The organism is Streptomyces sp. NPDC053673, assembly GCF_055585225.1.
In genome coordinates, this window is sequence record NZ_JBVJKN010000033.1 from 19,543 (window position 1) to 43,560 (window position 24,018).

26 protein-coding genes are annotated in these 24,018 nt (G+C 71.1%); 7 read left to right on the top strand and 19 right to left on the bottom strand.

What is annotated here, in order from left to right:
- Nucleotides 1-31 precede the first annotated feature (31 nt).
- On the bottom strand, nt 32-247 hold the full coding sequence (locus ACZ6ZQ_RS31745; RefSeq protein WP_469771966.1) for an I78 family peptidase inhibitor: 216 nt from the start codon (nt 245-247) through the stop codon (nt 32-34).
- Nucleotides 248-716: 469 nt separating this feature from the next.
- On the opposite strand from ACZ6ZQ_RS31745, the gene ctaD reads away from it, so the two are divergent.
- On the top strand, nt 717-2,426 hold the full coding sequence (gene ctaD / locus ACZ6ZQ_RS31750; protein WP_469771967.1) for an aa3-type cytochrome oxidase subunit I: 1,710 nt from the start codon (nt 717-719) through the stop codon (nt 2,424-2,426).
- On the opposite strand, the gene ACZ6ZQ_RS31755 is transcribed toward ctaD, so the two are convergent.
- The 3 genes from ACZ6ZQ_RS31755 to ACZ6ZQ_RS31765 all read right to left on the bottom strand — a co-directional run bounded on the left by ACZ6ZQ_RS31755 (nt 2,383) and on the right by ACZ6ZQ_RS31765 (nt 5,549).
- Complete coding sequence (locus ACZ6ZQ_RS31755; protein WP_469771968.1) at nt 2,383-3,342, bottom strand: helix-turn-helix transcriptional regulator; 960 nt, start codon at nt 3,340-3,342, stop codon at nt 2,383-2,385. The two genes, ctaD and ACZ6ZQ_RS31755, sit on opposite strands and share 44 nt — an antisense overlap.
- 150 nt (nt 3,343-3,492) lie before the next feature.
- Nucleotides 3,493-4,269, bottom strand: coding sequence for a hypothetical protein (locus tag ACZ6ZQ_RS31760; protein ID WP_469771969.1), 777 nt, complete (start codon nt 4,267-4,269; stop codon nt 3,493-3,495).
- Nucleotides 4,266-5,549 (bottom strand): glycosyltransferase family 4 protein, encoded by a 1,284-nt coding sequence (locus ACZ6ZQ_RS31765; protein ID WP_469772005.1) that lies wholly within the window; start codon nt 5,547-5,549, stop codon nt 4,266-4,268. The genes ACZ6ZQ_RS31760 and ACZ6ZQ_RS31765 overlap by 4 nt, the downstream gene beginning before the upstream one ends.
- 311 nt (nt 5,550-5,860) lie before the next feature.
- Here ACZ6ZQ_RS31765 and ACZ6ZQ_RS31770 point away from each other — a divergent pair, with 311 nt between their 5' ends.
- Nucleotides 5,861-6,673, top strand: a complete 813-nt coding sequence (locus tag ACZ6ZQ_RS31770; RefSeq protein ID WP_469771970.1) for a hypothetical protein — start codon at nt 5,861-5,863, stop codon at nt 6,671-6,673.
- 148 nt (nt 6,674-6,821) lie between these two features.
- On the top strand, nt 6,822-7,106 hold the full coding sequence (locus tag ACZ6ZQ_RS31775; RefSeq protein WP_469771971.1) for a hypothetical protein: 285 nt from the start codon (nt 6,822-6,824) through the stop codon (nt 7,104-7,106).
- A gap of 153 nt (nt 7,107-7,259) precedes the next feature.
- Here the strand turns inward: ACZ6ZQ_RS31775 and der are convergent, their stop codons facing one another.
- From der to aroH, 5 genes are all read right to left on the bottom strand, one after another.
- On the bottom strand, nt 7,260-8,708 hold the full coding sequence (der, locus tag ACZ6ZQ_RS31780; RefSeq protein ID WP_469771972.1) for a ribosome biogenesis GTPase Der: 1,449 nt from the start codon (nt 8,706-8,708) through the stop codon (nt 7,260-7,262).
- 77 nt (nt 8,709-8,785) lie between these two features.
- The gene (locus ACZ6ZQ_RS31785; protein ID WP_469772006.1) at nt 8,786-9,373 is read right to left on the bottom strand and encodes a lysophospholipid acyltransferase family protein; all 588 of its coding nucleotides are present in this window, start codon (nt 9,371-9,373) and stop codon (nt 8,786-8,788) included.
- A 53-nt stretch (nt 9,374-9,426) separates the two neighbouring features.
- Entirely contained in the window at nt 9,427-10,107 is a 681-nt protein-coding gene (gene cmk, locus ACZ6ZQ_RS31790) for a (d)CMP kinase (protein ID WP_469771973.1), read from the bottom strand.
- A 464-nt stretch (nt 10,108-10,571) separates the two neighbouring features.
- Nucleotides 10,572-11,657, bottom strand: coding sequence for a prephenate dehydrogenase (locus ACZ6ZQ_RS31795; protein WP_469771974.1), 1,086 nt, complete (start codon nt 11,655-11,657; stop codon nt 10,572-10,574).
- Nucleotides 11,654-12,016 (bottom strand): chorismate mutase, encoded by a 363-nt coding sequence (aroH, locus tag ACZ6ZQ_RS31800; protein WP_469771975.1) that lies wholly within the window; start codon nt 12,014-12,016, stop codon nt 11,654-11,656. Before aroH ends, ACZ6ZQ_RS31795 begins: the two co-directional genes overlap by 4 nt.
- 392 nt (nt 12,017-12,408) lie before the next feature.
- Between aroH and ACZ6ZQ_RS31805 the strand changes: the two genes are divergently transcribed.
- Genes ACZ6ZQ_RS31805 through ACZ6ZQ_RS31820 form a run of 4 tightly spaced genes read left to right on the top strand, consistent with a single transcriptional unit; the run spans nt 12,409 to nt 14,922 of the window.
- On the top strand, nt 12,409-13,083 hold the full coding sequence (locus ACZ6ZQ_RS31805) for a hypothetical protein (protein ID WP_469771976.1): 675 nt from the start codon (nt 12,409-12,411) through the stop codon (nt 13,081-13,083).
- Nucleotides 13,084-13,101: 18 nt separating this feature from the next.
- Nucleotides 13,102-13,719 (top strand): DUF6529 family protein, encoded by a 618-nt coding sequence (locus ACZ6ZQ_RS31810; RefSeq protein ID WP_469771977.1) that lies wholly within the window; start codon nt 13,102-13,104, stop codon nt 13,717-13,719.
- A complete protein-coding gene (locus ACZ6ZQ_RS31815) occupies nt 13,716-14,225 on the top strand; it encodes a Rieske (2Fe-2S) protein (protein ID WP_469771978.1) in 510 nt (169 codons plus the stop codon). Before ACZ6ZQ_RS31810 ends, ACZ6ZQ_RS31815 begins: the two co-directional genes overlap by 4 nt.
- A 10-nt stretch (nt 14,226-14,235) precedes the next feature.
- Nucleotides 14,236-14,922, top strand: coding sequence for a nucleotidyltransferase domain-containing protein (locus tag ACZ6ZQ_RS31820; protein ID WP_469771979.1), 687 nt, complete (start codon nt 14,236-14,238; stop codon nt 14,920-14,922).
- On the opposite strand, the gene ACZ6ZQ_RS31825 is transcribed toward ACZ6ZQ_RS31820, so the two are convergent.
- The 10 genes from ACZ6ZQ_RS31825 to ACZ6ZQ_RS31870 form a co-directional block, all read right to left on the bottom strand.
- Nucleotides 14,891-15,685: a nucleotidyltransferase domain-containing protein gene (locus ACZ6ZQ_RS31825; RefSeq protein ID WP_469771980.1), complete on the bottom strand. Its 795-nt coding sequence runs from the start codon at nt 15,683-15,685 to the stop codon at nt 14,891-14,893. The genes ACZ6ZQ_RS31820 and ACZ6ZQ_RS31825 overlap by 32 nt on opposite strands.
- A 42-nt stretch (nt 15,686-15,727) precedes the next feature.
- Nucleotides 15,728-16,750: an ADP-ribosylglycohydrolase family protein gene (locus ACZ6ZQ_RS31830; RefSeq protein WP_469771981.1), complete on the bottom strand. Its 1,023-nt coding sequence runs from the start codon at nt 16,748-16,750 to the stop codon at nt 15,728-15,730.
- Nucleotides 16,747-17,526, bottom strand: a complete 780-nt coding sequence (locus tag ACZ6ZQ_RS31835) for an NUDIX hydrolase (protein WP_469771982.1) — start codon at nt 17,524-17,526, stop codon at nt 16,747-16,749. The genes ACZ6ZQ_RS31830 and ACZ6ZQ_RS31835 overlap by 4 nt, the downstream gene beginning before the upstream one ends.
- Entirely contained in the window at nt 17,523-18,602 is a 1,080-nt protein-coding gene (locus tag ACZ6ZQ_RS31840; RefSeq protein ID WP_469771983.1) for an AAA family ATPase, read from the bottom strand. The genes ACZ6ZQ_RS31835 and ACZ6ZQ_RS31840 overlap by 4 nt, the downstream gene beginning before the upstream one ends.
- Nucleotides 18,599-19,252: a nicotinamide riboside transporter PnuC gene (pnuC, locus tag ACZ6ZQ_RS31845; protein ID WP_469771984.1), complete on the bottom strand. Its 654-nt coding sequence runs from the start codon at nt 19,250-19,252 to the stop codon at nt 18,599-18,601. The genes ACZ6ZQ_RS31840 and pnuC overlap by 4 nt, the downstream gene beginning before the upstream one ends.
- Before the next feature lie 112 nt (nt 19,253-19,364).
- The gene (locus ACZ6ZQ_RS31850; protein ID WP_469771985.1) at nt 19,365-20,420 is read right to left on the bottom strand and encodes a pseudouridine synthase; all 1,056 of its coding nucleotides are present in this window, start codon (nt 20,418-20,420) and stop codon (nt 19,365-19,367) included.
- Nucleotides 20,420-21,028, bottom strand: coding sequence for an SMC-Scp complex subunit ScpB (gene scpB, locus ACZ6ZQ_RS31855; protein ID WP_469771986.1), 609 nt, complete (start codon nt 21,026-21,028; stop codon nt 20,420-20,422). The genes ACZ6ZQ_RS31850 and scpB overlap by 1 nt, the downstream gene beginning before the upstream one ends.
- Complete coding sequence (locus ACZ6ZQ_RS31860) at nt 21,025-22,230, bottom strand: segregation and condensation protein A (RefSeq protein ID WP_469771987.1); 1,206 nt, start codon at nt 22,228-22,230, stop codon at nt 21,025-21,027. Before ACZ6ZQ_RS31860 ends, scpB begins: the two co-directional genes overlap by 4 nt.
- A gap of 44 nt (nt 22,231-22,274) precedes the next feature.
- Nucleotides 22,275-22,844: a hypothetical protein gene (locus tag ACZ6ZQ_RS31865; protein ID WP_469772007.1), complete on the bottom strand. Its 570-nt coding sequence runs from the start codon at nt 22,842-22,844 to the stop codon at nt 22,275-22,277.
- Nucleotides 22,841-23,971: a ParA family protein gene (locus ACZ6ZQ_RS31870; RefSeq protein ID WP_469772008.1), complete on the bottom strand. Its 1,131-nt coding sequence runs from the start codon at nt 23,969-23,971 to the stop codon at nt 22,841-22,843. Before ACZ6ZQ_RS31870 ends, ACZ6ZQ_RS31865 begins: the two co-directional genes overlap by 4 nt.
- Between the last annotated feature and the right edge of the window lie 47 nt (nt 23,972-24,018).

The following is a 24,018-nucleotide window of genomic DNA, read 5'->3' on the forward strand; positions in this document are numbered from 1 at the left end:
CCTTCGCCGTTGGCGTTCCGTGCGGATGGTCTCAGCCCTTCCAACAGCGCACGACCGTGCCCTCGTCGACCTCGAAGTTCAGCCGGCCCACCAGGTACTCCATGGTGATGATCGAGCCCGGCGGAAGCGCTCTGACGGTGCTCCAGCCCCGGCTGCGGGCAAGCCGCTCGGCCCTCTCGGCGTCGAGGCCGACATAGGACTCGGGGGCGTCGTCGGGCTGTGCGGAGGGGGTCGGTATCGGTGCCATGGGATTCACCGTAGGCGGCAGCGGACGGTGACGGAAGGCCCGTTGGCAACCTCCAATAGCAGGCACCCGTACACGCGTCCGCTTCCCCACGTACCTCACCGGTCACACTTGTGTCACAGGATCACGACACGCGTTTGGTCGGGATTCGTTCATTCGTGCGCACAATCGGAGTCGCCCGCACGGGAATTCCGCTGAATTCATGGATCATCGCGACGCCGGTCCGTCCCGGCCCCGGAATTCTCCCTGCCGATGACTTTTCTCCGGCCGACCGCGAGCCAGAAATTCATCGTTACTTATGCAGTTCCTATTTCTGGGCGAAACGGTCGCTCACCCGTCCGCGTATCCCACTCTGTCCCGATCCGTGTCCCCACCCTGTCGGGTGGTATCGCGTGGCTAGCATCGTGGCTCCAGCCCGAGACCGAACCAGTGCCGGACGAGGCCCCGAGCCGCGGACCGCGAAGGGGCAACGATGGGGACGGACACCGCGGAGGCCGCTGCCTCACCGGCATCACTGCGCGGGCGGGGCCGGGTCGTCATCGGCTGGCTCACGACCACCGACCACAAGAGGATCGGGCATCTCTACCTGGTCACTTCGTTCGTCTTCTTCCTGATCGCCGGGCTGCTGGCGATGCTGATGCGCGCGGAGCTGGCACGGCCCGGGCTCCAGCTGCTGACGAACCAGTCGTACAACCAGGCCTTCACGCTGCACGGCGCGATCATGCTGCTGCTCTTCGCGACGCCCACCTTCGCCGGTTTCGCCAACGAGATCGTGCCGCTGCAGATCGGCGCGCCCGATGTGGCCTTCCCACGGCTCAACATGTTCTCGTACTGGCTGTTCCTGTTCGGCGGGCTGATGGTGCTCGGCTCGCTGCTCGTGCCGACCGGCCCCGCCGCCTTCGGCTGGACCGCGTACGCGCCGCTCAACAGCCTGGACCGGTCCCCGGGCCTCGGCATCGATCTGTGGATCATGGGGCTTGCGCTCTCCGGCTTCGGCACGATCCTCACGTCCGTGAACTTCCTGGCGACGATCATCGGCATGCGGGCGCCGGGCATGACGATGTTCCGGATGCCGATCTTCACGTGGAACATCCTGTTCACCACGATCCTGGTGCTGATGGCGTTCCCCGTACTGGCGGCGGCGCTGCTGGTGCTGGAGTCCGACCGCCAGTTCGGCTCGGTGGTCTTCCAGGCCCCGAACGGCGGGGCGCTGCTGTGGCAGCACCTGTTCTGGTTCTTCGGGCATCCCGAGGTCTACATCATCGCGCTGCCGTTCTTCGGCATCATCACGGAGATCATCCCGGTCTTCTCACGCAAGCCGATCTTCGGCTACGTGACGCTGGTCGGCGCCACGATGGCCATCACCGGGCTCTCGGTCGTGGTGTGGGCACACCACATGTTCGTCACCGGTGCGGTGCTGCTGCCCTTCTTCTCCATGCTGTCCTTCCTGATCGCCGTCCCGACGGGGGTGAAGTTCTTCAACTGGAGCGGCACGATGCTGGGCGGCTCCCTGTCGTTCGAGACCCCGATGCTGTGGTCCGTCGGCTTCCTGGTGAGCTTCCTGTTCGGCGGTCTGACCGGCGTCATCATCGCTTCGCCGCCGATGGACTTCCAGGTAACCGACAGCTACTTCATCGTGGGGCACTTCCACTACACGGTGTTCGGCACGGTCGTCTTCGCGATGTTCGCCGGTTTCTACTTCTGGTGGCCCAAGTTCACCGGCAGGATGCTCGACGAGCGGCTCGGGAAGATCCACTTCTGGTCGCTCTTCATCGGCTTCCAGACCACCTTCCTGGTGCAGCACTGGCTGGGCGCGGAAGGCATGCCGCGGCGGTACGCCGACTATCTGGCGGCCGACGGGTTCACCGCTCTCAACACGGTCTCGACGATCGGCGCCTTCCTGCTCGGCATCTCCACGCTGCCGTTCCTCTACAACGTCTGGAAGACCCAGAAGTACGGCGAGAAGGTCACGGTCGACGACCCGTGGGGGTACGGCCGGTCGCTGGAGTGGGCGACCTCCTGCCCACCGCCCCGCCACAACTTCACCACCATCCCGCGCGTCCGCTCCGAGGCGCCGGCCTTCGACCTGCACCACCCCGGGTTCGCGGAGGTCCCCGGCCGGCTCCCGGTGCGGCGTGTCACTCCCCCAGAGCCCGGGACAACCGGTCGCGGACCGTCCTGATGTGCCCGGTCAGCTCCGCCGGCTCGACGACCTCGAACTCGAAGCCCATGAGCACCACATGAACGACCATCACATCCAGACTCGTGGCGCCCGTGTGCAGCAGACAGCTCTCCGGGCCCTCGGCCTCCAGGACGCCCGCCGACGGTGACACGGCCTCGGCCGCGCGCTCGACCGGAACGCACAGCCTGATCACCGCCTTGGTGGCGTACGCCGCCGTCGAAACGCCCTTCGAGACATAGGCGGCGAGATCCTCGGCGGGCGGGGTGCGCGGTGCGAAGCGCGGGCCGTGCGGCGGCTTCGGGGTGACCCGGTCGACCCGGAACGTACGCCAGTCGGAGCGGTCCACGTCCCAGGCGACGAGATACCAGCGGCGCTCCGTGCAGACGAGGCGGTGCGGCTCCACGGTGCGGCGGCTCGCCGAGCCGTTGTGGTCGCGGTATTCGAAGCGCAGCCGCTCGCTGTCCCGGCACGCGTTGGCCAGTTCGGTCAGGACGGACGGGTCGACCTGCCCCTGCGGGGTGCGCAGCATCGGCACGGTGAAGGCGTTGAGGGCGCCGACCCGGCGGCGAAGCCGGTTCGGCAGCACCTGCTCCAGCTTCGCCAGGGCGCGTACGGAGGTCTCGCCGATGCCCTCGACGCCGTTGCCGGCGGCGGTGCGCAGGCCGACCGCGACGGCGACGGCTTCCTCGTCGTCGAGGAGCAGCGGCGGCAGCTCGGCCCCCGCGCCGAGCTGATAGCCGCCGCCGGTACCGGGGCTGGCATTGACGGGATAGCCGAGCTCACGCAGCCGGTCGACGTCCCGCCGCACGGTGCGCGGGGTGACGCCGAGCCGCTCCGCGAGATCGGCGCCGGACCATTCGCGGTGGGCCTGCAGCAGAGAGAGCAGGCGCAGCAGTCTTGCCGAGGTTTCCAGCATGAGGGTGAGTCTGCCAGCGCTTGAGGACAGTCACTGTCCTCAAGCTGGCCCGGGCGGCGGACTTTCCCGGCCATCGCCGGGCCGGGCGGGTCCCAGGCGACCTTGGTCGATCTCACCGGGATCACCTGTACCCCGGCCACTCACGCCCGGTCACTTCGGGGACAGCCGTACGCACAGGTCGTTGTCCGCGTTGTAGCAGGGCGCCGCCCGGTAGCCCTCCGCCTCGTGGGCCGGGTACACGAAGACGGCCCTCCGGTCCCATACGTCGTCCAGGATGCGGGAGATCCGTACCGGCTCGGCGCCCTTGGCCGGCCGCAGCCACAGCGTCCACAGCTGCTCCTTCGGGACGAGCGGCTCGGCGAACGTCCCGTACGGCAGGGTGAATCCGAAGCTGCCGCCCTCGCCGGTCACCGGCACCTCGTGGACCGTTTCACCGAGGCGCGCCTCGGCCACCGCTCCCGCGCCGAGTTCGGCGCCGTAGAGCACGCCCTCGACCGTGCAGGCGCCCGGTTCGGAGCCGATGCCGCCGGCTTCGGCGTGCGGCTCACGCACCCAGGAGCGCACCACGAGCCGTCCGTCCGCCGTCGGGTAGGGCACCCGCACGACGACGCGGCCGGCTGCCGGGACCCGGTCGACGAGTGCCCGCAGATCGCGGATGCCCGGCTCGATGGCCACGTCGTCGTCGGTGAACGCGTCCCAGTGGCCCTCGGCCAGCTCGACCGTGCTGGGCAGCACGGCCCGGGAGTGACCCCCGCCGGTCGGGGTGAGCGGGAGCCGTACGGTGTCCTCGGCGGCGGTGCCGCCGCGCCGGCGCAGAACGAACGCCGCGTCCGGAGCCGCGACTTCCGCTATGTCGAACGTGACACCACCTGCGGAGTCGGCAATGCAGTCGGCACGCGGTGTCCGCCGCTCGGTGGACGTGGTCATGCCGTCTTCCCCTTCCGGATCACATCGGCGGCCTTGTAGCGCAGGGCGTACGCCCCGTCGAGCACCGCCCCGCGCGAGCGGTACAGGGTGTCCCGCAGGGCGCCACGGGAGCGGCCGTTGGCGCCTCGGGCGACCAGCTCGGTGAAGAGCGCCTCGTGGCGCTCCGCGATGCGCGCAGGATCGAAGCGGGCGGACGCCTCGCGGGCCGCCTCGCCGGTGCGCCGACGCAGTTCGTCGTCGTTGATCAGGTCGAGGAGTGCGTCGGCGACCGCGCCCTCGTCACCGACGGGGACGAGCCGTCCGTCGACGCCGTCCTCGATGATCTCGCGCGGCCCGTGCGAGCAGTCGGTGGACACGACCGGCACGCCGCAGCGCATCGCCTCGACGATCGTCATCCCGAAGGACTCCATGGTCGAGGTCACCGCGGCGAGCGAGCCCTTGACCCACTCCGGCTCCAGCGGATTGGCCGGCCCCATCAGGAAGACGTGGTTGTGCAGCCCGCGCTGTTCGATCAGAGCCCGCAGCGCGTTCTTCTCGTTGCCCGTCGCGTCACCGCTGCCGTAGATCCGCAGCCGCCAGTCGGGGCGGGCGGCGACCACCTTCGAGAAGGCCTTGACCAGCAGGTCGTACTGCTTCACCTTGGTGAGCCGGCCGGCGGCGATCACCCACTTGCTGGTGGAGTCGGCGGGCTCGACCGTGGGGGCCGGCACGCTGTTCGGCACGGACTCGATCCGTACGCCGGGCAGCTTCAGCCGCGTGCGGTAGGACAGTGCGTCGGCCTCGGTGACCGTGGTGACCGCGTCGAGCAGCGCGTACCGGTGGCCGATCTCGCGGCGCAGCCGGTAGCCGTGGCTGTCCAGGGTGAGGTGCTCCTGGCCGATGCGGACCGGGCCGCGCCGGGCCTGGCGGGCGATGTGGACATTCAGCCCGGGGCGGGTGCCGACGACGACGTCGGCGTCCAGGGACTTCAGATGTGCGGCGATGCGGGCGTCGGTGAGGCGGCTGTACTGCTTCCAGCGGCCGTCGCCGCGCGGGAACACCTTCGCCGGACGGGTGTAGTCCGGATGCGTGCCGTCGTAGGTGGGGCTACCGCTGCGCAGATCGAGCAGATGACGCATGCGTACGCCGACGGGGGCGCCGAGCGTCGGCTCCTCACGGTGCCGGAAGACCGAGACGATCTCGACGTCGTGTCGCTCGGCCAGTGTCCGGGCGAGGTTGAACGTCGTGCGGATCGTCCCGCCGATTCCGTAGGCGTTGTGGAGCAGGAACGAGATATGCATGCGCTGCCGCATCCCCCTGAGCTTCATGGTCATCGCAATGGGACTGTACTGGGCGCCCAAGGCCGTCAGGCGCGTCGGGGCACCGTGAATCACTTCTCCGTCATGTCACCACTCTGCTGGATCCGGCCTCTTCCGTCCTGTCGACGCGGTGAACTCGCCGAGCCCCGAACGATTTGTCGATGTATCACTGTGACGATCTGTCTCCCGCAACCGGCTTCGCGCGTGACCCTTGCCCTGACTCACCCGTTGTGCTCTTTACGAGCCGGGTGCCGCCCGGCAACCCACCACGCACCGAGTCCGAGGAGCCACCCGTGCCGCGCATGCTCGACGTCAGCGAGGACGTACGCGCCGAGATCGGCGACGAAGAAGCCGACCGGCTGCTCGCCGGCGAGAACGCCCCGGGCAGCTACGACTGCACTTCCTGTCGCACCCCGGGCGATTCCGAGCAGGAACGCACCAGCACGGTGCTGTTCGTCGGCGAGGAGACCGCCGTCCTCGCCTTCGCCCACGCCAGCTGCATTCCCTCCCAAGTCGTCCAGGTCGCCGAGGAGCAGCTCAAGGGCGCCGTCCGCTCGATCACCGGCGAATCCCCCGCCGCCGCCCCGCAGCCACCCGCCCAGGTCGACCCGGGCTCGCTGGGCGCGGCGCCGGAGCAGGCGGTGCTCGGTGTCACGAGCGGTCTCGTTCTGATCGAGGACGAGCTGCACCCGGCGCTCGTCGTCGAGCCGACCGCCCCGATCGCCCGGCCCGGCTCGTACGGTGGCGGCGACGACTTCCTGCCGCTGCTGATCGAGCAGGGCTTCCTGCCGGTCTCCGTGGTGAACCAGGTGCCCCCGTCCCTGCCCGGCTGGTCCGTGCTGCTCGCCATGGGCCAGCTGCACGCCGTGCTCCAGCCGGGTACGGGCGGCGGCGGCCAGGTCGCCTGGTGGCAGGCCCACCAGCCGCTGCAGGTGACCGATGGCTGGCGCACGGCCGCCAACAAGTCGCACAGGGTACTGGTCTTCGCCGCCCCGGTCGGCTCCATCGGCCAGCAGCCGCGCGAGGACCTGCTGCGCGACGCCCTCGACAAGGCCGCGGCCAACGGCCGGCTGGTGGCCGCCACCATGCCGCTGGCGGGCACCTGACGGACGCCGTGCGCCGGCGTGCCCGGCGTACCCCCGCCGATCAGCGATTTCCCGGACGGGGCCGCATCCGACCGGCGTGCGGGTCGTTGGCTCATACGTGCACACAAACGACCCCGCCCGTCGGCCGCGCCAGGGCCATGTCCCCTCCATGCGCCCCGCGTACGACGTAGCGGCGGGCCCATCGGCCACTCCGATCTACGACGCGCTGTACTCCGAGTACCTCAGGGCGTTCCGGACGCTGCCGGGGGACCGGAGCGGCGAGGAGAACCTCGGGTTCTCGGCGTTCGGCACCGGTCAGCACGGGCCGACCGGTCACGGCGGGTTCGGGGGCCAGTCGGGATTCGGGTGGCAGCCCGCCCCCGTCCGGCAGACGGGCGGCAGACAGCACCACACCCCCGCGGCGCTGCCACCGGCGCCCCGTAGAGGGCTGTGAGACGACGAAGTGGCCGGGGCGGCTGCCGCCCCGGCCACTTCGTCGTGTGTGCCACGTGGTCATCTGCGCCACGTGGTCATGAGTTCCGCATGGCCATGTGGACCCCATGGCCGTGCGGACTCCGTGGCTGTGCGGACTCCATGGCCGTGCGGACTACTTCTTCCGGCCGCGCTTCTCGCGCACCCGCACCGAGATGTGGATCGGGGTGCCCTCGAAGCCGAACTCCTCGCGCAGCCGGCGCTCCACGAAGCGGCGGTAGCCGTGCTCCAGGAAGCCGGAGGCGAAGAGCACGAAACGCGGCGGCTTGGTGCCCGCCTGCGTACCGAACAGGATGCGCGGCTGCTTGCCGCCGCGGATCGGGTGCGGGTGGGCGGCGACCAGCTCGCCGAGGAAGGCGTTGAGGCGGCCGGTCGGGACGCGGGTCTCCCATCCCTCCAGCGCCGTCTCGATCGCCGGGACCAGCTTGTCCATGTGCCGTCCGGTCGAGGCCGAGACATTCACCCGGGGCGCCCAGGAGACCTGCTGCATCTCGGTCTCGATCTCGCGCTCCAGGTAGTAGCGGCGCTCCTCGTCGAGGGTGTCCCACTTGTTGTACGCGATCACGAGGGCACGGCCTGCCTCGACGGCCATCGTGATGATGCGCTGGTCCTGGACGGAGATGGACTCGCTGGTGTCGATCAGTACGACGGCGACCTCGGCCTTCTCGACGGCGGCCGCGGTGCGCAGCGAGGCGTAGTAGTCGGCCCCCTCCTGGAGGTGGACCTTCTTGCGGATACCGGCGGTGTCCACGAACTTCCAGGTCGTGCCGCCGAGTTCGATGAGCTCGTCGACCGGGTCGCGGGTGGTGCCGGCCATCTCGTTGACGACGACCCGCTCCTCGCCTGCGACCTTGTTGAGCAGGGACGACTTGCCGACGTTCGGACGGCCGATGAGGGCGATACGGCGCGGGCCGCCGACGGCGGTGCCGAAGGTCTGGGCAGGGGCGTCGGGGAGCGCCTTGAGGACCTCGTCGAGCAGGTCGCCGGTGCCGCGGCCATGCAGCGCGGAGACCGGGAACGGCTCGCCGAGACCGAGCGACCACAGCATCGACGCGTCGGCCTCGCCGGACGGGCCGTCGACCTTGTTGGCGGCGAGCACCACCGGCTTGCCTGCGCGGCGCAGGAGCTTGACGACGGCTTCGTCGGTGTCGGTGGCGCCGACGGTGGCGTCCACGACGAAGACGACGGCGTCGGCGGCCTCGATGGCGAACTCGGCCTGGGCGGCGACGGAGGCGTCGATGCCGAGGACGTCCTGCTCCCAGCCGCCGGTGTCGACGACCTTGAAGCGGCGGCCGGCCCACTCCGCCTCGTACGTGACGCGGTCGCGGGTGACGCCGGGCTTGTCCTCGACGACGGCCTCGCGGCGGCCGATGATGCGGTTCACCAGGGTCGACTTGCCGACATTCGGACGGCCGACGACGGCGAGGACGGGCAACGGGCCGTGACCGGCCTCCTCGATCGCGCCCTCGACGTCCTCGAGGTCGAAGCCCTCCTCCGCGGCGAGCTCCATGAACTCCGCGTACTCGGTGTCGCCGAGTGCCCCGTGGTCGTGCTGGTCGTTCATGAAGTCCGTTCCTCGTTCATTCGTGGTGATCGGTGAACACGGGACAGGAGGTCCCGGGCTCACTACTGAAGTCTCGCTCAGCGCCCGGTGAGGCGCTTGGCGTTTTCCAGGTGGGCGGTGAGCCGCTCCTGGATGCGTGCGGTCGCTTCGTCGAGCGTCTTGCGGGTGCGGCGGCCGGTGCCGTCGCCCGCCGCGAAGGCGTCGCCGAAGACGATGTCGACGCGGCTGCGCAGCGGAGGCAGCGCCCGTATCAACCGTCCGCCGCGCTCGCTGCTTCCCAGGACGGCCACGGGAACGATCGGCGCACCGGAGCGGACGGCGAAGTAGGCGAGCCCGCCGCGGATCGAGGTGAAGTCGCCTTCGCCTCGGGTGCCCTCGGGGAAGATGCCGAGGACGCCGCCGTTCTCGAGCACGCCGAGGGCGTTGGTGATGGCGGTGCGGTCGGCGCTCGTACGGTCCACCTTCACCTGGCCGATCCCGGTCAGGAACGGGTCGAGAGGTCCGGCGAACGCCTCCTGCTTGATCAGGAAGTGCACCGGCCTGGGCGAGGTCCCCATGAGCATCGGACCGTCGATGTTGTGCGCGTGGTTGACGGCGAAGATCACCGGGCCGGTGGCAGGGACCCGCCAGGAGCCGAGGACCCTCGGCCTCCACAGCGTGTGCATGAGGCCGATGCCGATCACCCGGCCGACGGCGGCGCCCTGGGCGGACGGGAGGGTCACTTCGCGGCCCGCTTCTCCTCAACAAGGGTCACGACGCACTCGATGACCTGCGAGAGGGTGAGGTCGGTGGTGTCGACCTCGACGGCGTCGTCCGCCTTGGCGAGGGGGGAGGTCTTGCGGCTGGAGTCGGCGGCGTCCCGCTTGATCAGCGCGTCACGGGTGGTGGCGAGGTCGGTCGCCTCCTTCCCCTTGAGCTCACCGCTGCGGCGGGCGGCGCGGGCCTCCGGGGAGGCGGTCAGGAAGATCTTCAGGTCGGCGTCGGGGAGGACGGTGGTGCCGATGTCCCGGCCCTCGACGACGATGCCCTTCTCGGCGGCCGCGGCGATGGACCGCTGCAGTTCGGTGATCCGGGCCCGCACCTCGGGGACCGCGCTGACCGCGCTGACCTTGGAGGTGACCTGCTGGGTGCGGATCGGGCCGGACGCATCCAGACCGTCGACGGTGATCGTCGGAGCGACCGGGTCCGTACCGGACTCGATCACCGGCTTCCCGGAGGCGCTCGCGATCGCGACCGGGTCGCCGACGTCGACGCCGTTGCTGATCATCCACCAGGTGATCGCCCGGTACTGAGCGCCGGTGTCCAAGTAGCTCAGGCCCAGCTCTGCGGCGACCGCCTTGGAGGTGCTCGACTTGCCCGTGCCGGAGGGGCCGTCGATGGCGACGATCACGGATTCCACGGTGTCGGAGACCTTCCTCATACGCGTTTGCGGGCAGGCCGGAATGCCAAGGTGCCCCGCACAAGGTTACCGAGTGCGGAACCCTGCCCATGCACCCGTGCAGCGGTGCCCCGTCCGGCACCGGGGCTACGCCCCGGACCGAGGCCGCTGCGCGGGGCCCACGCGGCCGAGCCGCACATTGATACAGCCCCACCCGTCCCTTCGGCGAACTGGGGGCTTCGCCCCCCAGGCCCCGGCCCGGGGCTCCATCCCCGGGCCCTGCCCCAAGCCCCCCGGCGGGGCTCCATCTGGAGCCCGTCCGGCGCTTGGGTACGGACACACGGCACCCGCCCGGTACCGGGCACGCCCATCAAGCCCGCCCGGCGCCTGAGGACGGACAAAGCGGCCGACCGGACGGCACCGTCAAGCCCGGCAGCCCGCCCGGAGGGCACACAGGGGCCCGGGGGCCAAGCCCCTCAGGGGCGCTACTGGCGCAGCGACCAGCCCCGCTCCCGCAGCGCCGCCGACAGCACCGGCGCCGCGGCCGGCTCCACCATGAGCTGGACCAGGCCCGCCTGCTGGCCCGTGGCGTGCTCGATGCGGACGTCCTCGATATTGACGCCCGCGCGGCCGGCGTCCGCGAAGATGCGGGCGAGCTCGCCGGGCTGGTCGCTGATGAGGACGGCGACGGTCTCGTACGTCGTCGGGGCGGCGCCGTGCTTGCCGGGGACGCGTTCACGGCCGGCGTTGCCGCGGCGCAGGACGTCCTCGACGCCGCCCGCGCCGTCGCGGCGCTTGTCCTCGTCGGAGGACTGCAGGGCCCGCAGGGAGCGCACCGTCTCGTCGAGGTCGGCCGCGACGCCCGCCAGGACGTCGGCGACCGGGCCCGGATTGGCGGACAGGATCTCGATCCACATCCGGGGGTCCGAGGCCGCGATGCGGGTGACGTCCCGGATGCCCTGCCCGCACAGCCGTACCGCCGTCTCGTCCGCGTCCGCCAGTCGCGCGGCGACCATCGACGAGATCAGCTGCGGCGTGTGCGAGACCAGCGCGACCGCCCGATCGTGGGCGTCGGCGTCCATCACGACCGGCACCGCGCGGCAGAGCGCGACCAGCTCCAGCGCCAGGTTCAGCACCTCGGTGTCGGTGTCCCGGGTGGGCGTGAGCACCCACGGCCGGCCCTCGAAGAGATCCGCGGTCGCCGCCAGCGGCCCCGAGCGCTCCTTGCCGGACATCGGGTGGGTACCGATGTACGCGGTCATGTCCACGCCGAGCGCCTCCAGCTCGCGCCGCGGCCCGCCCTTGACGCTGGCCACGTCGAGGTAGCCACGGGCGGCGCCCGCGTGCATCGCCTCGGCGATGGTGGCGGGCACATGCGCGGGCGGCACGGCGACGACGGCGAGGTCGACAGGCCCTTCGGGCGCCTCGTCCGTACCGGCGCCGAGCGCGGCCGCGGTCCTCGCCCGCGCCGGGTCGTGGTCCGTGAGGTGGACCGTGACGCCGCGCGCGGCGAGCGCGAGCGCGGCGGACGTACCGATCAGTCCGGTACCGATGACAAGGGCGGTTCTCACTGGGCGATGTCCTTGCGGAGGGCGGCCGCGGCACCGAGGTACACGTGCGCGATCTCGGACTTGGGCAGGTCGGACTCGATGTGCGCGAGGATCCGCACGACGCGCGGCATGGCCCCGGTGATGTCCAGCTCCTGGGCACAGATCAGCGGCACGTCGACGATCCCCAGCCCTCGTGCCGCCGCGGCAGGGAAGTCGCTGTGCAGGTCCGGCGTGGCGGTGAACCAGACGCTGATCAGATCGTCCGCGGTGAGCCCGTTCCGCTCCAGGATGGCGGTGAGCAGCTCACTGACCTGCTCGTCCATGTGCCCGGCCTCGTCCCGTTCCAGCTGGACGGCTCCCCGGACGGCTCGTACCGCCACGTCGTGCTCCTTAACTCCGCGAGTGCTCCGGTCAGCCTAGTCAGCTGCCCGTACCCGCCTGCGCGCCGACCGTCCTCCGAGACGAGGTGCGGCCGCCCCTCGTCTCGGAGGACGGTGCCGGACCGCGGGCCGGATCACCTGCTGCCCGATGACGTCCTCCAGGAAGCCGGAAGGCATCGGCGCGTTCGGCGTCAGCTTGTCGACTTGTCGATGGCCTGCGGCAGGGCCCGGGCGATCTCGTCGACGGCCTTCTCCGGGGAGGATTACGGCCAATGTCGCCCACACCCGACCCTGCCGCCACTCGGGCTATCACCGGCTGTGCATCCGTTGGACACGGGGCGTCACGTCCGGTTGCATGGGAATTCCCCTGCCCGCCCCTGCGAGAGGCGTCCATGAAGCGCTCAGGACCGCTGTTCACGCTGGCCGCCGGGCTGTTGCTCGGCCTGTTCATGCTGTCGCTCAACGCGACGACCGGGGAGCCCGCGCCCTCGTCGTACGAGCGTCCGGCCGCAAGCCGGAGCCCCGGCCCCAGCAAGCCCGCGTCTCCGCCCCCGCCGCCGTCCCCGACGCGGACCCCGCCGCCGTCCCCGACCCCGACTGCGCAGACGCAGGCCAAGTACGCGGGCCGTACGGCCGACGACACCGCGTCCGTCGCCATCACGCTCCGCGGCACCAAGGCCGTCGCGTACTTCTGCGACGGCCGCACCCAGGAGGCCTGGATGCGCGGTGATGTCGGGAGCGACGGCAGTATGCGGCTGACCAGCGACACCGGCGCGGAGCTGGACGGCACCGTGAACGGGGCCAAGGCCACCGGATCGGTGGAGATCGGCGACCGCAGCTGGCAGTTCACCGCCCCCAAGGTGGGCAAGCCGTCCGGGCTGTACCGGGCCAGCGCCCAGGCCGGCGGCACCAAGATCAAGGGCGGCTGGATCGTCCTCCCGGACGGCCGCCAGGTCGGCATCGTCACTCGCGACGGCAAGCCCGCCGCCGCTCCCCCGATCGACCCGGCCACCGGTGCCGTCACCGTGGACGGGACCCAGCTGACCGCCCGCCCCGTCGAACCCTGAGCCTCCCCGAGGTGCGTCATGAGCGTGGACCCGAATGCGCAGAGCCGCGACTACCCGCCGCCGCCACCACCACCGCCGCCGGGGGCCCCGCCCGGTCGGGCCGGCCCGGGAGCAGCGCGCTTCCTCGTCCCGGCTCTGGTCGCCGCGGTCGTCGCGGTCGGCCTGGGTGCTTACGGGAAGCTGCACGAGCCGGCCGGCACCGCATTCAATCTGGCCGGTTTCAGCAGCCCGAGCGCGGTGAAGGCGTGGCTGGCCACGGCGGCGCTCGCGCTCGGGTTCGTGCAGGTTGTCAGCGCGCTCACCATGTACGGGCAGCTGCCGGGCGTACAAGCCGCGTCGTGGACGCCCACACTGCACCGCTGGTCGGGCCGGGTGGCGTTCCTGCTGGCCGTGCCGGTCGCCGTGCACTGCCTGTACGCGCTGGGCTATCAGACGTACAGCTCGCGGGCGATGTGGCACTCGTTCCTCGGCTGCTTCTTCTTCGGGGCGTTCAGCGCAAAGATGTTGCTGTTGCGCATGGAGCGACTGCCGGGGTGGCTGCTGCCGGTCGTCGGCGGGCTGGTCTTCGCCGCGCTCATGCTGGCCTGGGCGACCTCGGCGCTCTGGTTCTTCAGCACGTTCGGGGTGACGACATGAGTGACCACACGAGTGACCGCGTGAGTGACCGGGCGAGAAATGAAGGCACCACCCGCCGTACGGTTCTGGTGACCGGTGCCGCCGTGCTGGTGGCAACAGGCTGCAGCAAGTACGGCGACGAGAGCGGCGGCGGTCAGACATCGGCCCCGGCGCCCGCCTCGCCGACGCAGCCCCCGCCCCCTGCTCAGAGGCAGAGCCCCGGCGCGCAGCCGCCCGCGGGCGAGGCGCTGGGCACCACCTCCGAAGTGCCGGAAGGCGGCGGGAAGGTCTTCACGGACCAGAAGGTCGTGGTGACCCAGCCCGCCCAGGGCGACTTCAAGGCCTTCACGGCGATCTGCACCCACCAGGGCTGCACGGTCAACAAGGTCGAGAACGGCACCATCGACTGCCCCTGTCACGGCAGCAAGTTCCGTATCCAGGACGGCTCGGTAGCGCACGGGCCCGCGACACGGCCGCTGGCGGCGAAGCAGATCACCGTCTCCGGGGAGGAGATCCGGCTCACGTAACCTGTCGCGCATGACTCCGACTCCCGAGGCGCTCGTCCGCGACCACACCATCTACTCCTGTGTGATGGGATCCCGGGCCTTCGGTCTCGCGACGGACGGGAGTGACACCGACCGGCGTGGCGTCTTCCTCGCGCCGACGCCGCTGTACTGGCGCTTCGAGAAGCCCCCGACACATGTCGAGGGCCCCGCCGCCGAGCAGTTCTCCTGGGAGCTGGAGCGCTTCTGCGAGCTGGCGATGCGCGCCAATCCGAACGTCCTGGAGTGCCTGCACTCCCCGCTCGTCGAGCACATCGACGACACCGGCCGCGAACTGCTCGCGCTGCGCGACGCGTTCCTGTCGCGGCAGGCGCATGTGACCTTCGTACGGTACGCCGTGGGACAGCGCAGGAAGCTCGACGCGGACGTACGGCAGCACGGCGCGCCGCGCTGGAAGCACGCGATGCATCTGCTCCGGCTGCTGGCGAGCTGCCGCGATCTGCTCCGTACGGGGCGGCTGGTGATCGAGGTCGGCGAGGACCGCGAGCGCCTCCTCGCCGTCAAGCGCGGCGAAGTCTCCTGGCGGGAGGTCGATTCCTGGATGACCCGCCTCGGCGAGGAGGCCGACGCGGCGGCCGCGGGCACTCCGCTGCCGGAGGCGCCGGACCGGGCCCGCGTCGAGGAGTTCCTCATCCGGGCACGACGGGCATCGGCCGGATGAGAGCGGCCCGGTCGGGCGCCAGGCGTACCCGTACGACGAAGTCGTCCAGGGCGTCGTAGGCGCTCGGCTCCCCCGGCAGCCGCGTGACCGCCTGGGCCTCGTCGAGCGCCGTGTGCAGCTCCTCGAAGTCCGCACGTATGGCGTCCGCCGCGATTCCCCGCGCCGGGCCGTGCTCGGCGGCGGTCTTGGCCTCGATCAGGTCCGGCAGATACGCCGGTGCGGCCACCTCCCCTACCAGCGTGGGCAGATGGGCCTGCACCTCGTGCGCCCGCATCAGGTGGACACCGGTGAGGAGCGCCCGGAACGCATAGAGGAGCGGCTTCAGTTCCCCGGTCTTCTCGAAGAGCCGCCACTGCGTGTTCGCGAACCCGCGGTAGTGGTGGGCGTGATGGCTGGTCAGCACGGACGGCGCGAACGCGACGAGCTCCGCGTGCGCCTCCGTCGTGTGGACCACGAGCGGCGACAGCAGCTGCTCCAGCACATAGCCGTTGCGCCGCAGCATCAGCCGTACGAACTTCCGCAGGTCGTGAGTGACGAGGTCCATCTCGGTGCCGTCCCGGTCCCACATCCGGGACCGGGTCTCCTCCGCCTCGCGCAGGCCGACGAGCCGCTCCACGGGAAGGACATGGACACCCCGCAGGTCCACGTCCGAGTCCCGGGAGGGAAAGCCGTACAGGTGCGCGCCCGAGACCGTGGCAAAGAGGAGGGGGTCGGGCTGCTCGGCGACGACAGGGGTGAGGTCGGCACTCAGTGCATCAAGCATGGATCAAGCATCCCAGCCAGGTCGCAGCGTCCCGGCCAGGGGTCAGGCATCCCAGAGCGCACCCAGCGTCAGGAGCTCGCTCCGGTACTCGATCCGCTCCGCCCACTCCTTGGGCCAGGCGCGCGCCCCCAGGTGCGCCCCCGCGAACGCTCCCGTCAGGCAGGCGATCGAGTCGGAGTCGCCCCTGGTGCAGGCCGCGCGCCTCAGGGCCAGCAGCGGCTGTTCGGGAAAGAGCAGGAAGCAGTGCAGGGCCGTGGCGAGTGCCTCCTCGGCGATCCAGCCGTCGCCCGTCGTGAGGCACGGGTCGTTCTCCGGGTTGGGCTCCCGCAGCGCGGACGTGAGCCGCTCCAGGGCGTGCAGGCACTCGTCCCAGCCGCGCTCGATGTACGCCTCGGGCGTCGCGTCGTGCGCGTACGTCCACAGGTCGCCGAGCCAGCCGTGGTGGTAGCGGGAGCGGTTCTCGTACGCGTACGAGCGCAGCCGGCCGACGAGACCGAGCGGCTCCGTGCCCTGGGCGAGCAGGAACACCGCACGGGCCGTGAGGTCGGACGCGGCCAGCGCCGTGGGGTGGCCGTGGGTGAGCGCGGCCTGGAGCTGGGCCGCGCCGGCGCGCTGCCCCTCGCTCAGCCCGGGTACGAGTCCGACCGGCGCGACGCGCATATTGGCGCCACAGCCCTTGGAGCCCATCTGGCTGGCCTCCTGCCAGGGCATGTCGCTGTCGAGCTTGTGGCAGGCGACCAGGCAGGTGTTGCCGGGGGCCCGGTTGTTCTCCGGGGAGTGGTACCAGTTCACGAACTCCTCCCGCACCGGCCGGGTCAGCCGCAGCGGGGCGAGCAGTCCCCGGTCCATCGCGGTGCGGATGCCGCGCGCGAGGGCCAGGGTCATCTGGGTGTCGTCGGTGACGATCGCCGGCTGCGGCAGCGGCATCTCCCGCCACGGCCCGCACTTGGCGAGGATCGACGGCACATCGTTGAACTCGGTGGGGAAGCCGAGCGCGTCACCCAGCGCCAGTCCGGTCAGGGTGCCGGTGGCGGCCTGCTTGGTGGCGGTCCTCGTCGCGGTCATGTCGTGTGCCGTCCTTCCGGTCGCAGAAGTGGAGGGTGCAGGGCGTTCGCCGGCCCCGCCCGGTAGAGCGCGGCCGGTTTCCCGCGGCCGCCGGTCAGGCGCGCTCCCCCCGCCACGGCCTCGACGAAGCCCGGTGTGGTGAGGACTTTGCGCCGGAAGTTGGGGCGGTCGAGCTCGACGCCCCAGACGGTCTCGTACACCTGCCGCAGCTCGCCGAGGGTGAACTCGGCCGGGCAGAAGGCGGTGGCGAGACACGTGTACTCGAGCTTGGCGCCGATGCGGTCGTGGGCGTCGGCGAGGATGCGGTCGTGGTCGAAGGCGAGCGGAGCGGGATGGGTGTCCCTCCGGCCGGAGGCGGGGGGACGGCCGTGGCTGCCGTAGGGCATCCACTGGGCGTGCGCTGCGTCACCGCCGCCGTGCGGCTCGGGCAGGTCGGGTACGAGTGCCGTGTACGCGACGGACACGACCCGCATTCGGGGGTCGCGGTCGGGGTCGCTGTAGGTGCGCAGCTGTTCGAGGTGGAGCGCGGCGGCGGTGCTCGCCGACAGGCCGGTCTCCTCGGCGAGTTCGCGGCGGGCGGCCTGGCCCGCGGACTCCCGGGGCAGGATGAACCCGCCGGGCAGCGCCCAGGCTCCCTTGTACGGCTCCTGTCCGCGTTCGACGAGGAGGACGTGGAGCCGTCCCTCGCGGACGGTGAACACGGCGAGGTCGACGGTGACGGCGAACGGCTCGAAGGCGTACGGGTCGTACCCCTCGGGCACCCGCGGGGCGCTCATCGTCGCTCCGGGAGGGGATCGGCGAGGTGCCACCCTTCGGCGAGCAGTGCGTCGACCGCGGCCACGGCGGTGGCCAGCCGTTCTTCGTGCGGGCCGGTCACCGTGACGAACTTCCGTCCGGTGCCGGCGAGCCGGTCGGCGAACCGGGCGGTCATCCAGGGCCGCAGCTGCTCACCGTCGCGCAGCCCGTCGTCCTCGAACGGCACCCCCCGATGGTCGGTGAGCAGCCACAGGTCGCCGCGGCCGCGCGCCGCGATCTCGGCGACCTCGTCGCTCGGCCCGCCCATGTACCGCTCGTGCCAGATGGTGGTCGCGAAGGCGTCGGTGTCGCAGATGAGCACGGGTGAGCCGGTGCGGGCCGCGGCGTTCTCCCGTTCGGTCTGCCGCCGGGCGATGAGCGGGAACTCACCGGAGGTGAAGCGGACGTCGGACCAGGTCGCTCCGGGCCGTTCGGCGCGCAGTCCGGCGAGTTTCCGCTCGCTGAACTCCCTGCCGTACTCGGCGACGCAGCCGGTGCGCGCCCACACCCCGCCGCGTGCGCGGTAGTGCCCGGCGAGCGCCGTGGCCAGGGTGGTGGTGCCGGTCGACTCGGCGCCGAGGACGACGACGCGGCGGGCGAGGGCCGCGCGTACGGGCGGTTCCAGGAAGTCCCAGCAGCCGACGGGGTCCTTGCGTACGGCCGTACCGGAGACCGGGAAGACCGTGCGGCCCGGGTCGACGCACACGGAGTCGGCGCGAAACCTCCGGGCGAGCTCGTCGCCGTACGCCTCGGAGGTGAAGACGGCGTCCACGCGCCGGGGGACGGCCGCGCGGAACACGGCCATGTGCGCGTCCCAGACGGCCGGGTCGGTCAGATCGACGGGGATGTCGTCGATGGCGCCCACGACGCGGACGTCCGGGTGCACCTCGCTCATCCACGCCATGCGCTCGTCGAGCGGGATGGACTCCACGGACGCGGCGCAGACGAGGACGGTCAGCCGCTCGCAGCGGTCGCGTGCGGTCCGTACGAGATGGTGGTGGCCGGCGTGCGGCGGATAGAACTTGCCGAGGACGAGACCGTGCCGGTACCGCTTCATACCGTCGCCTCCGCCAACTGTCGTTCCTGTACGGACAGGTCGCGCGACCAGTTGCGCAGTCCCAGCGCGCAGAGGGTCATGAACCCGATGTACAGCAGCGAGGTGAGATAGAGCTGCTTGTACGCGTACAGCGGTACGTACACGAGGTCCGCGGCGATCCAGAGCCACCACGACTCCAGCCGCTTGCGGCACTGTCCGTACGTCGCCATCAGGGAGAGCGCGGTGGTCAGCGCGTCCCAGAAGGGGACGGTGGAGTCGGTGGCGCGGTCCAGGAGCATCGTCAGTCCGAGGGTCCCCACCACCCCCGCCGCGAACAGCCACGTCCACTCGGTGCGCGTGGTGCGGCGCACCGGGAGGGCGTCCGAGCCTGGTCCACCCCCGTGGGTCCAGGTCCACCAGCCGTACACGGCGAGGGTGATGAAGACGACCTGCAGCCCCGCGTCGGCGTACAGGCCGGCCTGGGTGAACAGCAGGATGAAGAGGACGTTGTTGGCGATGCCGATGGGCCAGTTGGCGAGGTGCTGGCGGGCGACGAGCCAGACGCAGAGCGCTCCGCTGCCGAAGCCGAGGACTTCGGTCCAGCTGACCGGGGTGTCGAGCAGCGTGAACAGAGGCCGCTGCAGTGGTTCGAGTACGTCCGCGAGGCTCACGCCGCCCCCCCTCTTTTAGAGTCACTCTGACTATAAAGCGGGGGCGGGCCGGCCACAAGCACAAAAAACCCGCGGCCGTCGTACGGCCGCGGGCTCTCCTGGGAAGGGATGTCTAGAGACCGACTTCCTTCATCAGCATGCCGACCTCGGTGTTGGTCAGGCGGCGCAGCCAGCCGGACTTCTGGTCGCCGAGCGAGATCGGCCCGAACGACGTCCGGACGAGCTTGTCGACCGGGAAGCCCGCCTCGGCGAGCATGCGGCGCACGATGTGCTTGCGGCCCTCGTGGAGGGTGACCTCGACCAGGTAGTTCTTGCCGGTCTGCTCGACGACCCGGAAGTGGTCCGCGCGGGCGTAGCCGTCCTCCAGCTGGATGCCTTCCTTGAGGCGCCTGCCCACCTCGCGCGGGAGCGGACCCTGGATGGCGGCGAGGTAGGTCTTCTGGACGCCGTACTTGGGGTGGGTGAGACGGTGCGCCAGCTCGCCGTGGTTGGTGAGCAGGATGATGCCCTCGGTCTCGGTGTCGAGGCGGCCGACGTGGAAGAGCCGGGTCTCGCGGTTGGTGACGTAGTCACCGAGACACTGGCGCCCGTCCGGGTCCTCCATGGTGGAGACCACACCGGCCGGCTTGTTCAGCGCGAAGAACAGGTACGACTGGGTGGCGACGGTCAGGCCGTCGACCTTGATCTCGTCGTGCTCCGGGTCGACGCGGACGCCCTGCTCGATGACGATCTTGCCGTTGACCTCGACGCGGCCGGCGTCGATCAGCTCCTCGCAGGCGCGGCGCGAACCCATGCCGGCGCGGGCGAGGACCTTCTGCAGCCGCTCGCCCTCCTGCTCCGCTCCCGGGAAGGTCTTGGGCGTCTTGATCTGCGGCTTGTTCGCGTAACGCTCGCGGTTGCGCTCTTCGGCGCGGGCGTCGTACTCGCGGGAACGGGCCGGGGCGGTGCGGCCGCCGCCGCGCTGCGGGGACTGCTTCGGGCCACCCTTGGCGCCACCGCGGGCGGCTGCGCCACGGCCCTTCTTCGGACCTTCGGACGCCGATCCTCCGACGTCGTAGCGGCGCTCCTCGGGACGCGGCTTGCGCGCGCGCTTCTGCTTGTCGTCGCGCTCGTTGCCAGCACCCCGGTAGTTACCGCGTCCGCTGCTGTTCCTGCCGCTGCTTCGCATCAAAGTTCCGTCGTCGTCGTGTCGTCTGCGTCTGTGTCCGGAGCGTCCGGATCGAACGACGGTACGCCTTCCTGCGTCTCGGCCTCGATCGCCTCCGCCTCGGGCAGGAAGGGCGCGAGCTCCGGGAGCTCGTCCAGGCCGCGCAGGCCCATCCGCTCCAGAAAGTAGTTCGTCGTCCTGTACAGGATCGCACCTGTTTCGGGTTCCGCGCCCGCCTCCTCGACGAGACCGCGCTGGAGGAGGGTGCGCATGACGCCGTCGCAGTTCACGCCGCGCACGGCGGAGACCCGGGACCGGCTGACCGGCTGACGGTAGGCGACCACGGCGAGGGTCTCCAGCGCTGCCTGGGTGAGCCTGGCCTGCTGGCCGTCGAGGACGAAGCGCTCGACGGCCTCGGCATGCTCGGGGCGGGTGTAGTAGCGCCAGCCGCCGGCGACCAGCCGGAGCTCGAAGCCGCGCCCCTGGACGGTGTACTCGTCGGCGAGCTCGCGCAGCGCGTCCGAGACCTCCCTGCGGGGCCGCTCCAGCACCTTGGCGAGGTGCTCCTCGGTGGCCGGCTCGTCGACGACCATGAGGACGGCTTCGAGCGCGGGCTTGAGATCGCTCATGCCTTCTCCTCTGCTTTCTCAAGGGGCTCGGGGGCTCGGTCGAATTCATCGGTGACGGTTGCCGTCGCATCGCCACCGGCCCAGGTGACGATGAGCTCGCCGAGGGCGTCCTCCTGGTCCAGGGTGACGGCCTTCTCGCGGTAGAGCTCCAGCAGGGCGAGGAAGCGGGCGACGACGGTGAGCGTGTCACCGACGCCCTCGGTCAGCTCGCGGAAGCTGACCCTGCCGCGTTCGCGCAGCATGCCCACGACCACCTCGGCCTGCTCGCGCACGCTCACGAGGGGCGCGTGGATGTGGTCCACGTACACCTGGGGCTTCGGCTTGGGCTGCATGGCCTTGACGGCGAGCTTGGCGAAGCCCTCGGCGCCGATGCTGATGACGACCTCGGGGAGGAGTTCGGCGTGGTGGTCCTCGAGCCCCACGGTCCGGGGGTAGCGCCGGGCCTCCTCCTCCAGCCGGTGCTGGAAGATCTCGGCGATCTGCTTGTACGCGCGGTACTGCAGCAGCCGCGCGAACAGCAGGTCCCGGGCTTCGAGCAACGCGAGGTCGGCCTCGTCCTCCACCTCGGCGGCGGGCAGCAGACGGGCGGCCTTCAGGTCGAGCAGAGTCGCCGCGACGACGAGGAACTCCGTCGTCTGATCGAGATCCCAGTCGGGTCCCATGGCCCGGATGTACGCCATGAACTCGTCGGTGACCTTGGAGAGCGCGACCTCGGTCACGTCCAGCTTGTGCTTGGAGATCAGCTGGAGGAGCAGGTCGAAGGGCCCTTCGAAGTTCGCCAGCCGTACCTTGAACCGCCCGTCGTCGGCGGATCCGGGGTCGTCTTCGCCCTCGCTCCCCGCGGGCTCCACCACAGGATCAGCCACACCAGGGACCGCGTCGGCCGCCGGGTGGGAGTCGTGTGCCTCACCCGCGGGCTCCACGAGGTCCGCCGCCACAGGCTGCACAAGGTCCGCAACCACAGGCTCCACAGGGTCCGCCGGCACGGGGACCACCGGACCGTGTGCCGCCTCGGCCGGCAGGTCGGCGAGGGCCGAGGGGGCCGACGGGGCCGCCGCCGGCTCGGCCGACGGCTCACGGGGCTCCGGTGGGAATCCCGCGGAACGGCCCCCGGCAGGGGACCCGGACGCACCCGGGCCGCGGCCCAGCGCACGTCGAGAGGCGCGCGGCGCTGGGGTGGAGGCGTCGTCGGTCGGGGGCATCGTGGTCCAGGGAGCGGAAGGAACGTCGCGCGCAGGCTACCCCGTCAGCGACCGCGCAGGCGCCGCACCAGGATGCTCGCGTCGCCCCGGGACTCCAGGTCCGCGAGCACGACCGCCACCGCTTCGCGGACGATGCGCCCGCGGTCGACGGCGAGGCCGTGCTCGCCGCGGAGCACCAGACGTGCGTGCTCGAGGTCCATCAGTTCCTCGGCCGAGACATAGACCGTGATCTTCTCGTCGTGCCGCTCACGGCCGCTGGGCCGACGGTTGGCCGCACGGCTCCGCCGGCGCTGGGCCGGCGCCGCAGCAGCGGCGGGACGGCCCTTCGCGGCGGCATTGGCGGGAGACCCGGCCTGGTCGCCGTCCGCGGCCGTACGGCTCCGGGGCTCGGTGGCCTCCGCCTCCGCCGCCGAGTGTTCCTCCGACGCCGAGGACGCCGGGGACGCCGGCGCGGAAGCGGCCGGCTGCGCGTCCGCCGCCGGGTCGCTCTCGCCCGCCGGCGCCGGCACCCGCGCCTCGCCGTTCGCGCCGGCCGCGCCCCGCCTCGGGGACGACGACTGCAGCGCCGTGCCGCCGGTCGTACGGAACAGCTCGTCGGCCCCGGGCAGACTCACTCGGCGTGACACCGGGCGAGCACCTCCCTGGCGAGCTGGCGATAGGCGGCGGCACCGACGGAGTTGGACGCGTACGTCGTGATGGGCTCACCGGCGACCGTGGTCTCCGGGAAGCGCACCGTGCGCCCGATGACCGTGTGGTAGACGTGGTCGTCGAAGGCCTCGACCACGCGGGCCAGCACCTCACGGCTGTGCACCGTGCGCGAGTCGTACATCGTGGCGAGGATGCCGTCGAGCTCCAGGTCGGGGTTGAGCCGCTCCTGGACCTTCTCGATCGTCTCGGTCAGCAGCGCGACCCCGCGCAGCGCGAAGAACTCGCACTCCAGCGGCACGATCACCTTGTGGGCGGCCGTCAGGGCGTTCACGGTCAGCAGACCGAGCGACGGCTGACAGTCGATCACGATGTAGTCGTAGTCCTGCATCAGCGGCTTCAGCGCACGCTGCAGCGTGGACTCGCGCGCGACCTCGCTCACCAACTGCACTTCCGCGGCCGAGAGGTCGATGTTGCTCGGCAGCAGGTCCATGTTGGGCACGGCGGTCTTCAGCAGGACCTCGTCCGCGGACATGCCCCGCTCCATGAGCAGGTTGTAGACGGTGAGGTCGAGTTCCATCGGGTTCACGCCGAGGCCGACCGACAGGGCTCCCTGCGGGTCGAAGTCGACGAGCAGGACCCGGCGTCCGTACTCCGCGAGCGCGGCACCCAGGTTGATGGTCGACGTCGTCTTGCCGACGCCGCCCTTCTGGTTGCACATCGCGATGATCTTCGCGGGGCCGTGGTCGGTCAGCGGGCCCGGGATCGGGAAGTACGGCAGCGGCCGCCCGGTGGGACCGATCCGCTCGCGGCGCTGGCGGGCCGCGTCGGGCGCGAGCGTGGCCGCGTACTCCGGGTCCGGCTCGTATTCGGCGTCTGGATCGTAGAAGTGCCCCTCGGGCACTTCGTCGTAGTCGGCGAAGTGGGTGGACTCTCGGCCACTCTCGTTGCCGGCCATGGCGTTCACGTGTTGGCCGTCCATCATCTTCATCGTGTGGGCTGTCGTCGTCATGTGCTGGTGGGTCGCGAAGGTTCGGACAGCGACGGAGCCGACAGCTTCGAGCCCGGACGCAGGACCCTGGTCCTGCGCAGGGATCCCTGCATGACCACCCCCGGGAGAAAATGTCGACTCATTCACAAGTC

Bases quoted from the DNA above. Each gene is read 5' to 3' on its own strand.
- ACZ6ZQ_RS31745 (WP_469771966.1), bottom strand. From the start codon at position 247: ATGGCACCGATACCGACCCCCTCCGCACAGCCCGACGACGCCCCCGAG.
- ctaD (WP_469771967.1), top strand. From the start codon at position 717: ATGGGGACGGACACCGCGGAGGCCGCTGCCTCACCGGCATCACTGCGC.
- ACZ6ZQ_RS31755 (WP_469771968.1), bottom strand. From the start codon at position 3,342: ATGCTGGAAACCTCGGCAAGACTGCTGCGCCTGCTCTCTCTGCTGCAG.
- ACZ6ZQ_RS31760 (WP_469771969.1), bottom strand. From the start codon at position 4,269: ATGACCACGTCCACCGAGCGGCGGACACCGCGTGCCGACTGCATTGCC.
- ACZ6ZQ_RS31765 (WP_469772005.1), bottom strand. From the start codon at position 5,549: ATGCATATCTCGTTCCTGCTCCACAACGCCTACGGAATCGGCGGGACG.
- ACZ6ZQ_RS31775 (WP_469771971.1), top strand. From the start codon at position 6,822: ATGCGCCCCGCGTACGACGTAGCGGCGGGCCCATCGGCCACTCCGATC.
- der (WP_469771972.1), bottom strand. From the start codon at position 8,708: ATGAACGACCAGCACGACCACGGGGCACTCGGCGACACCGAGTACGCG.
- ACZ6ZQ_RS31785 (WP_469772006.1), bottom strand. From the start codon at position 9,373: ATGCACACGCTGTGGAGGCCGAGGGTCCTCGGCTCCTGGCGGGTCCCT.
- ACZ6ZQ_RS31805 (WP_469771976.1), top strand. From the start codon at position 12,409: ATGAAGCGCTCAGGACCGCTGTTCACGCTGGCCGCCGGGCTGTTGCTC.
- ACZ6ZQ_RS31810 (WP_469771977.1), top strand. From the start codon at position 13,102: ATGAGCGTGGACCCGAATGCGCAGAGCCGCGACTACCCGCCGCCGCCA.
- ACZ6ZQ_RS31815 (WP_469771978.1), top strand. From the start codon at position 13,716: ATGAGTGACCACACGAGTGACCGCGTGAGTGACCGGGCGAGAAATGAA.
- ACZ6ZQ_RS31820 (WP_469771979.1), top strand. From the start codon at position 14,236: ATGACTCCGACTCCCGAGGCGCTCGTCCGCGACCACACCATCTACTCC.
- ACZ6ZQ_RS31825 (WP_469771980.1), bottom strand. From the start codon at position 15,685: ATGCTTGATGCACTGAGTGCCGACCTCACCCCTGTCGTCGCCGAGCAG.
- ACZ6ZQ_RS31830 (WP_469771981.1), bottom strand. From the start codon at position 16,750: ATGACCGCGACGAGGACCGCCACCAAGCAGGCCGCCACCGGCACCCTG.
- ACZ6ZQ_RS31835 (WP_469771982.1), bottom strand. From the start codon at position 17,526: ATGAGCGCCCCGCGGGTGCCCGAGGGGTACGACCCGTACGCCTTCGAG.
- ACZ6ZQ_RS31840 (WP_469771983.1), bottom strand. From the start codon at position 18,602: ATGAAGCGGTACCGGCACGGTCTCGTCCTCGGCAAGTTCTATCCGCCG.
- ACZ6ZQ_RS31850 (WP_469771985.1), bottom strand. From the start codon at position 20,420: ATGCGAAGCAGCGGCAGGAACAGCAGCGGACGCGGTAACTACCGGGGT.
- scpB (WP_469771986.1), bottom strand. From the start codon at position 21,028: ATGAGCGATCTCAAGCCCGCGCTCGAAGCCGTCCTCATGGTCGTCGAC.
- ACZ6ZQ_RS31860 (WP_469771987.1), bottom strand. From the start codon at position 22,230: ATGCCCCCGACCGACGACGCCTCCACCCCAGCGCCGCGCGCCTCTCGA.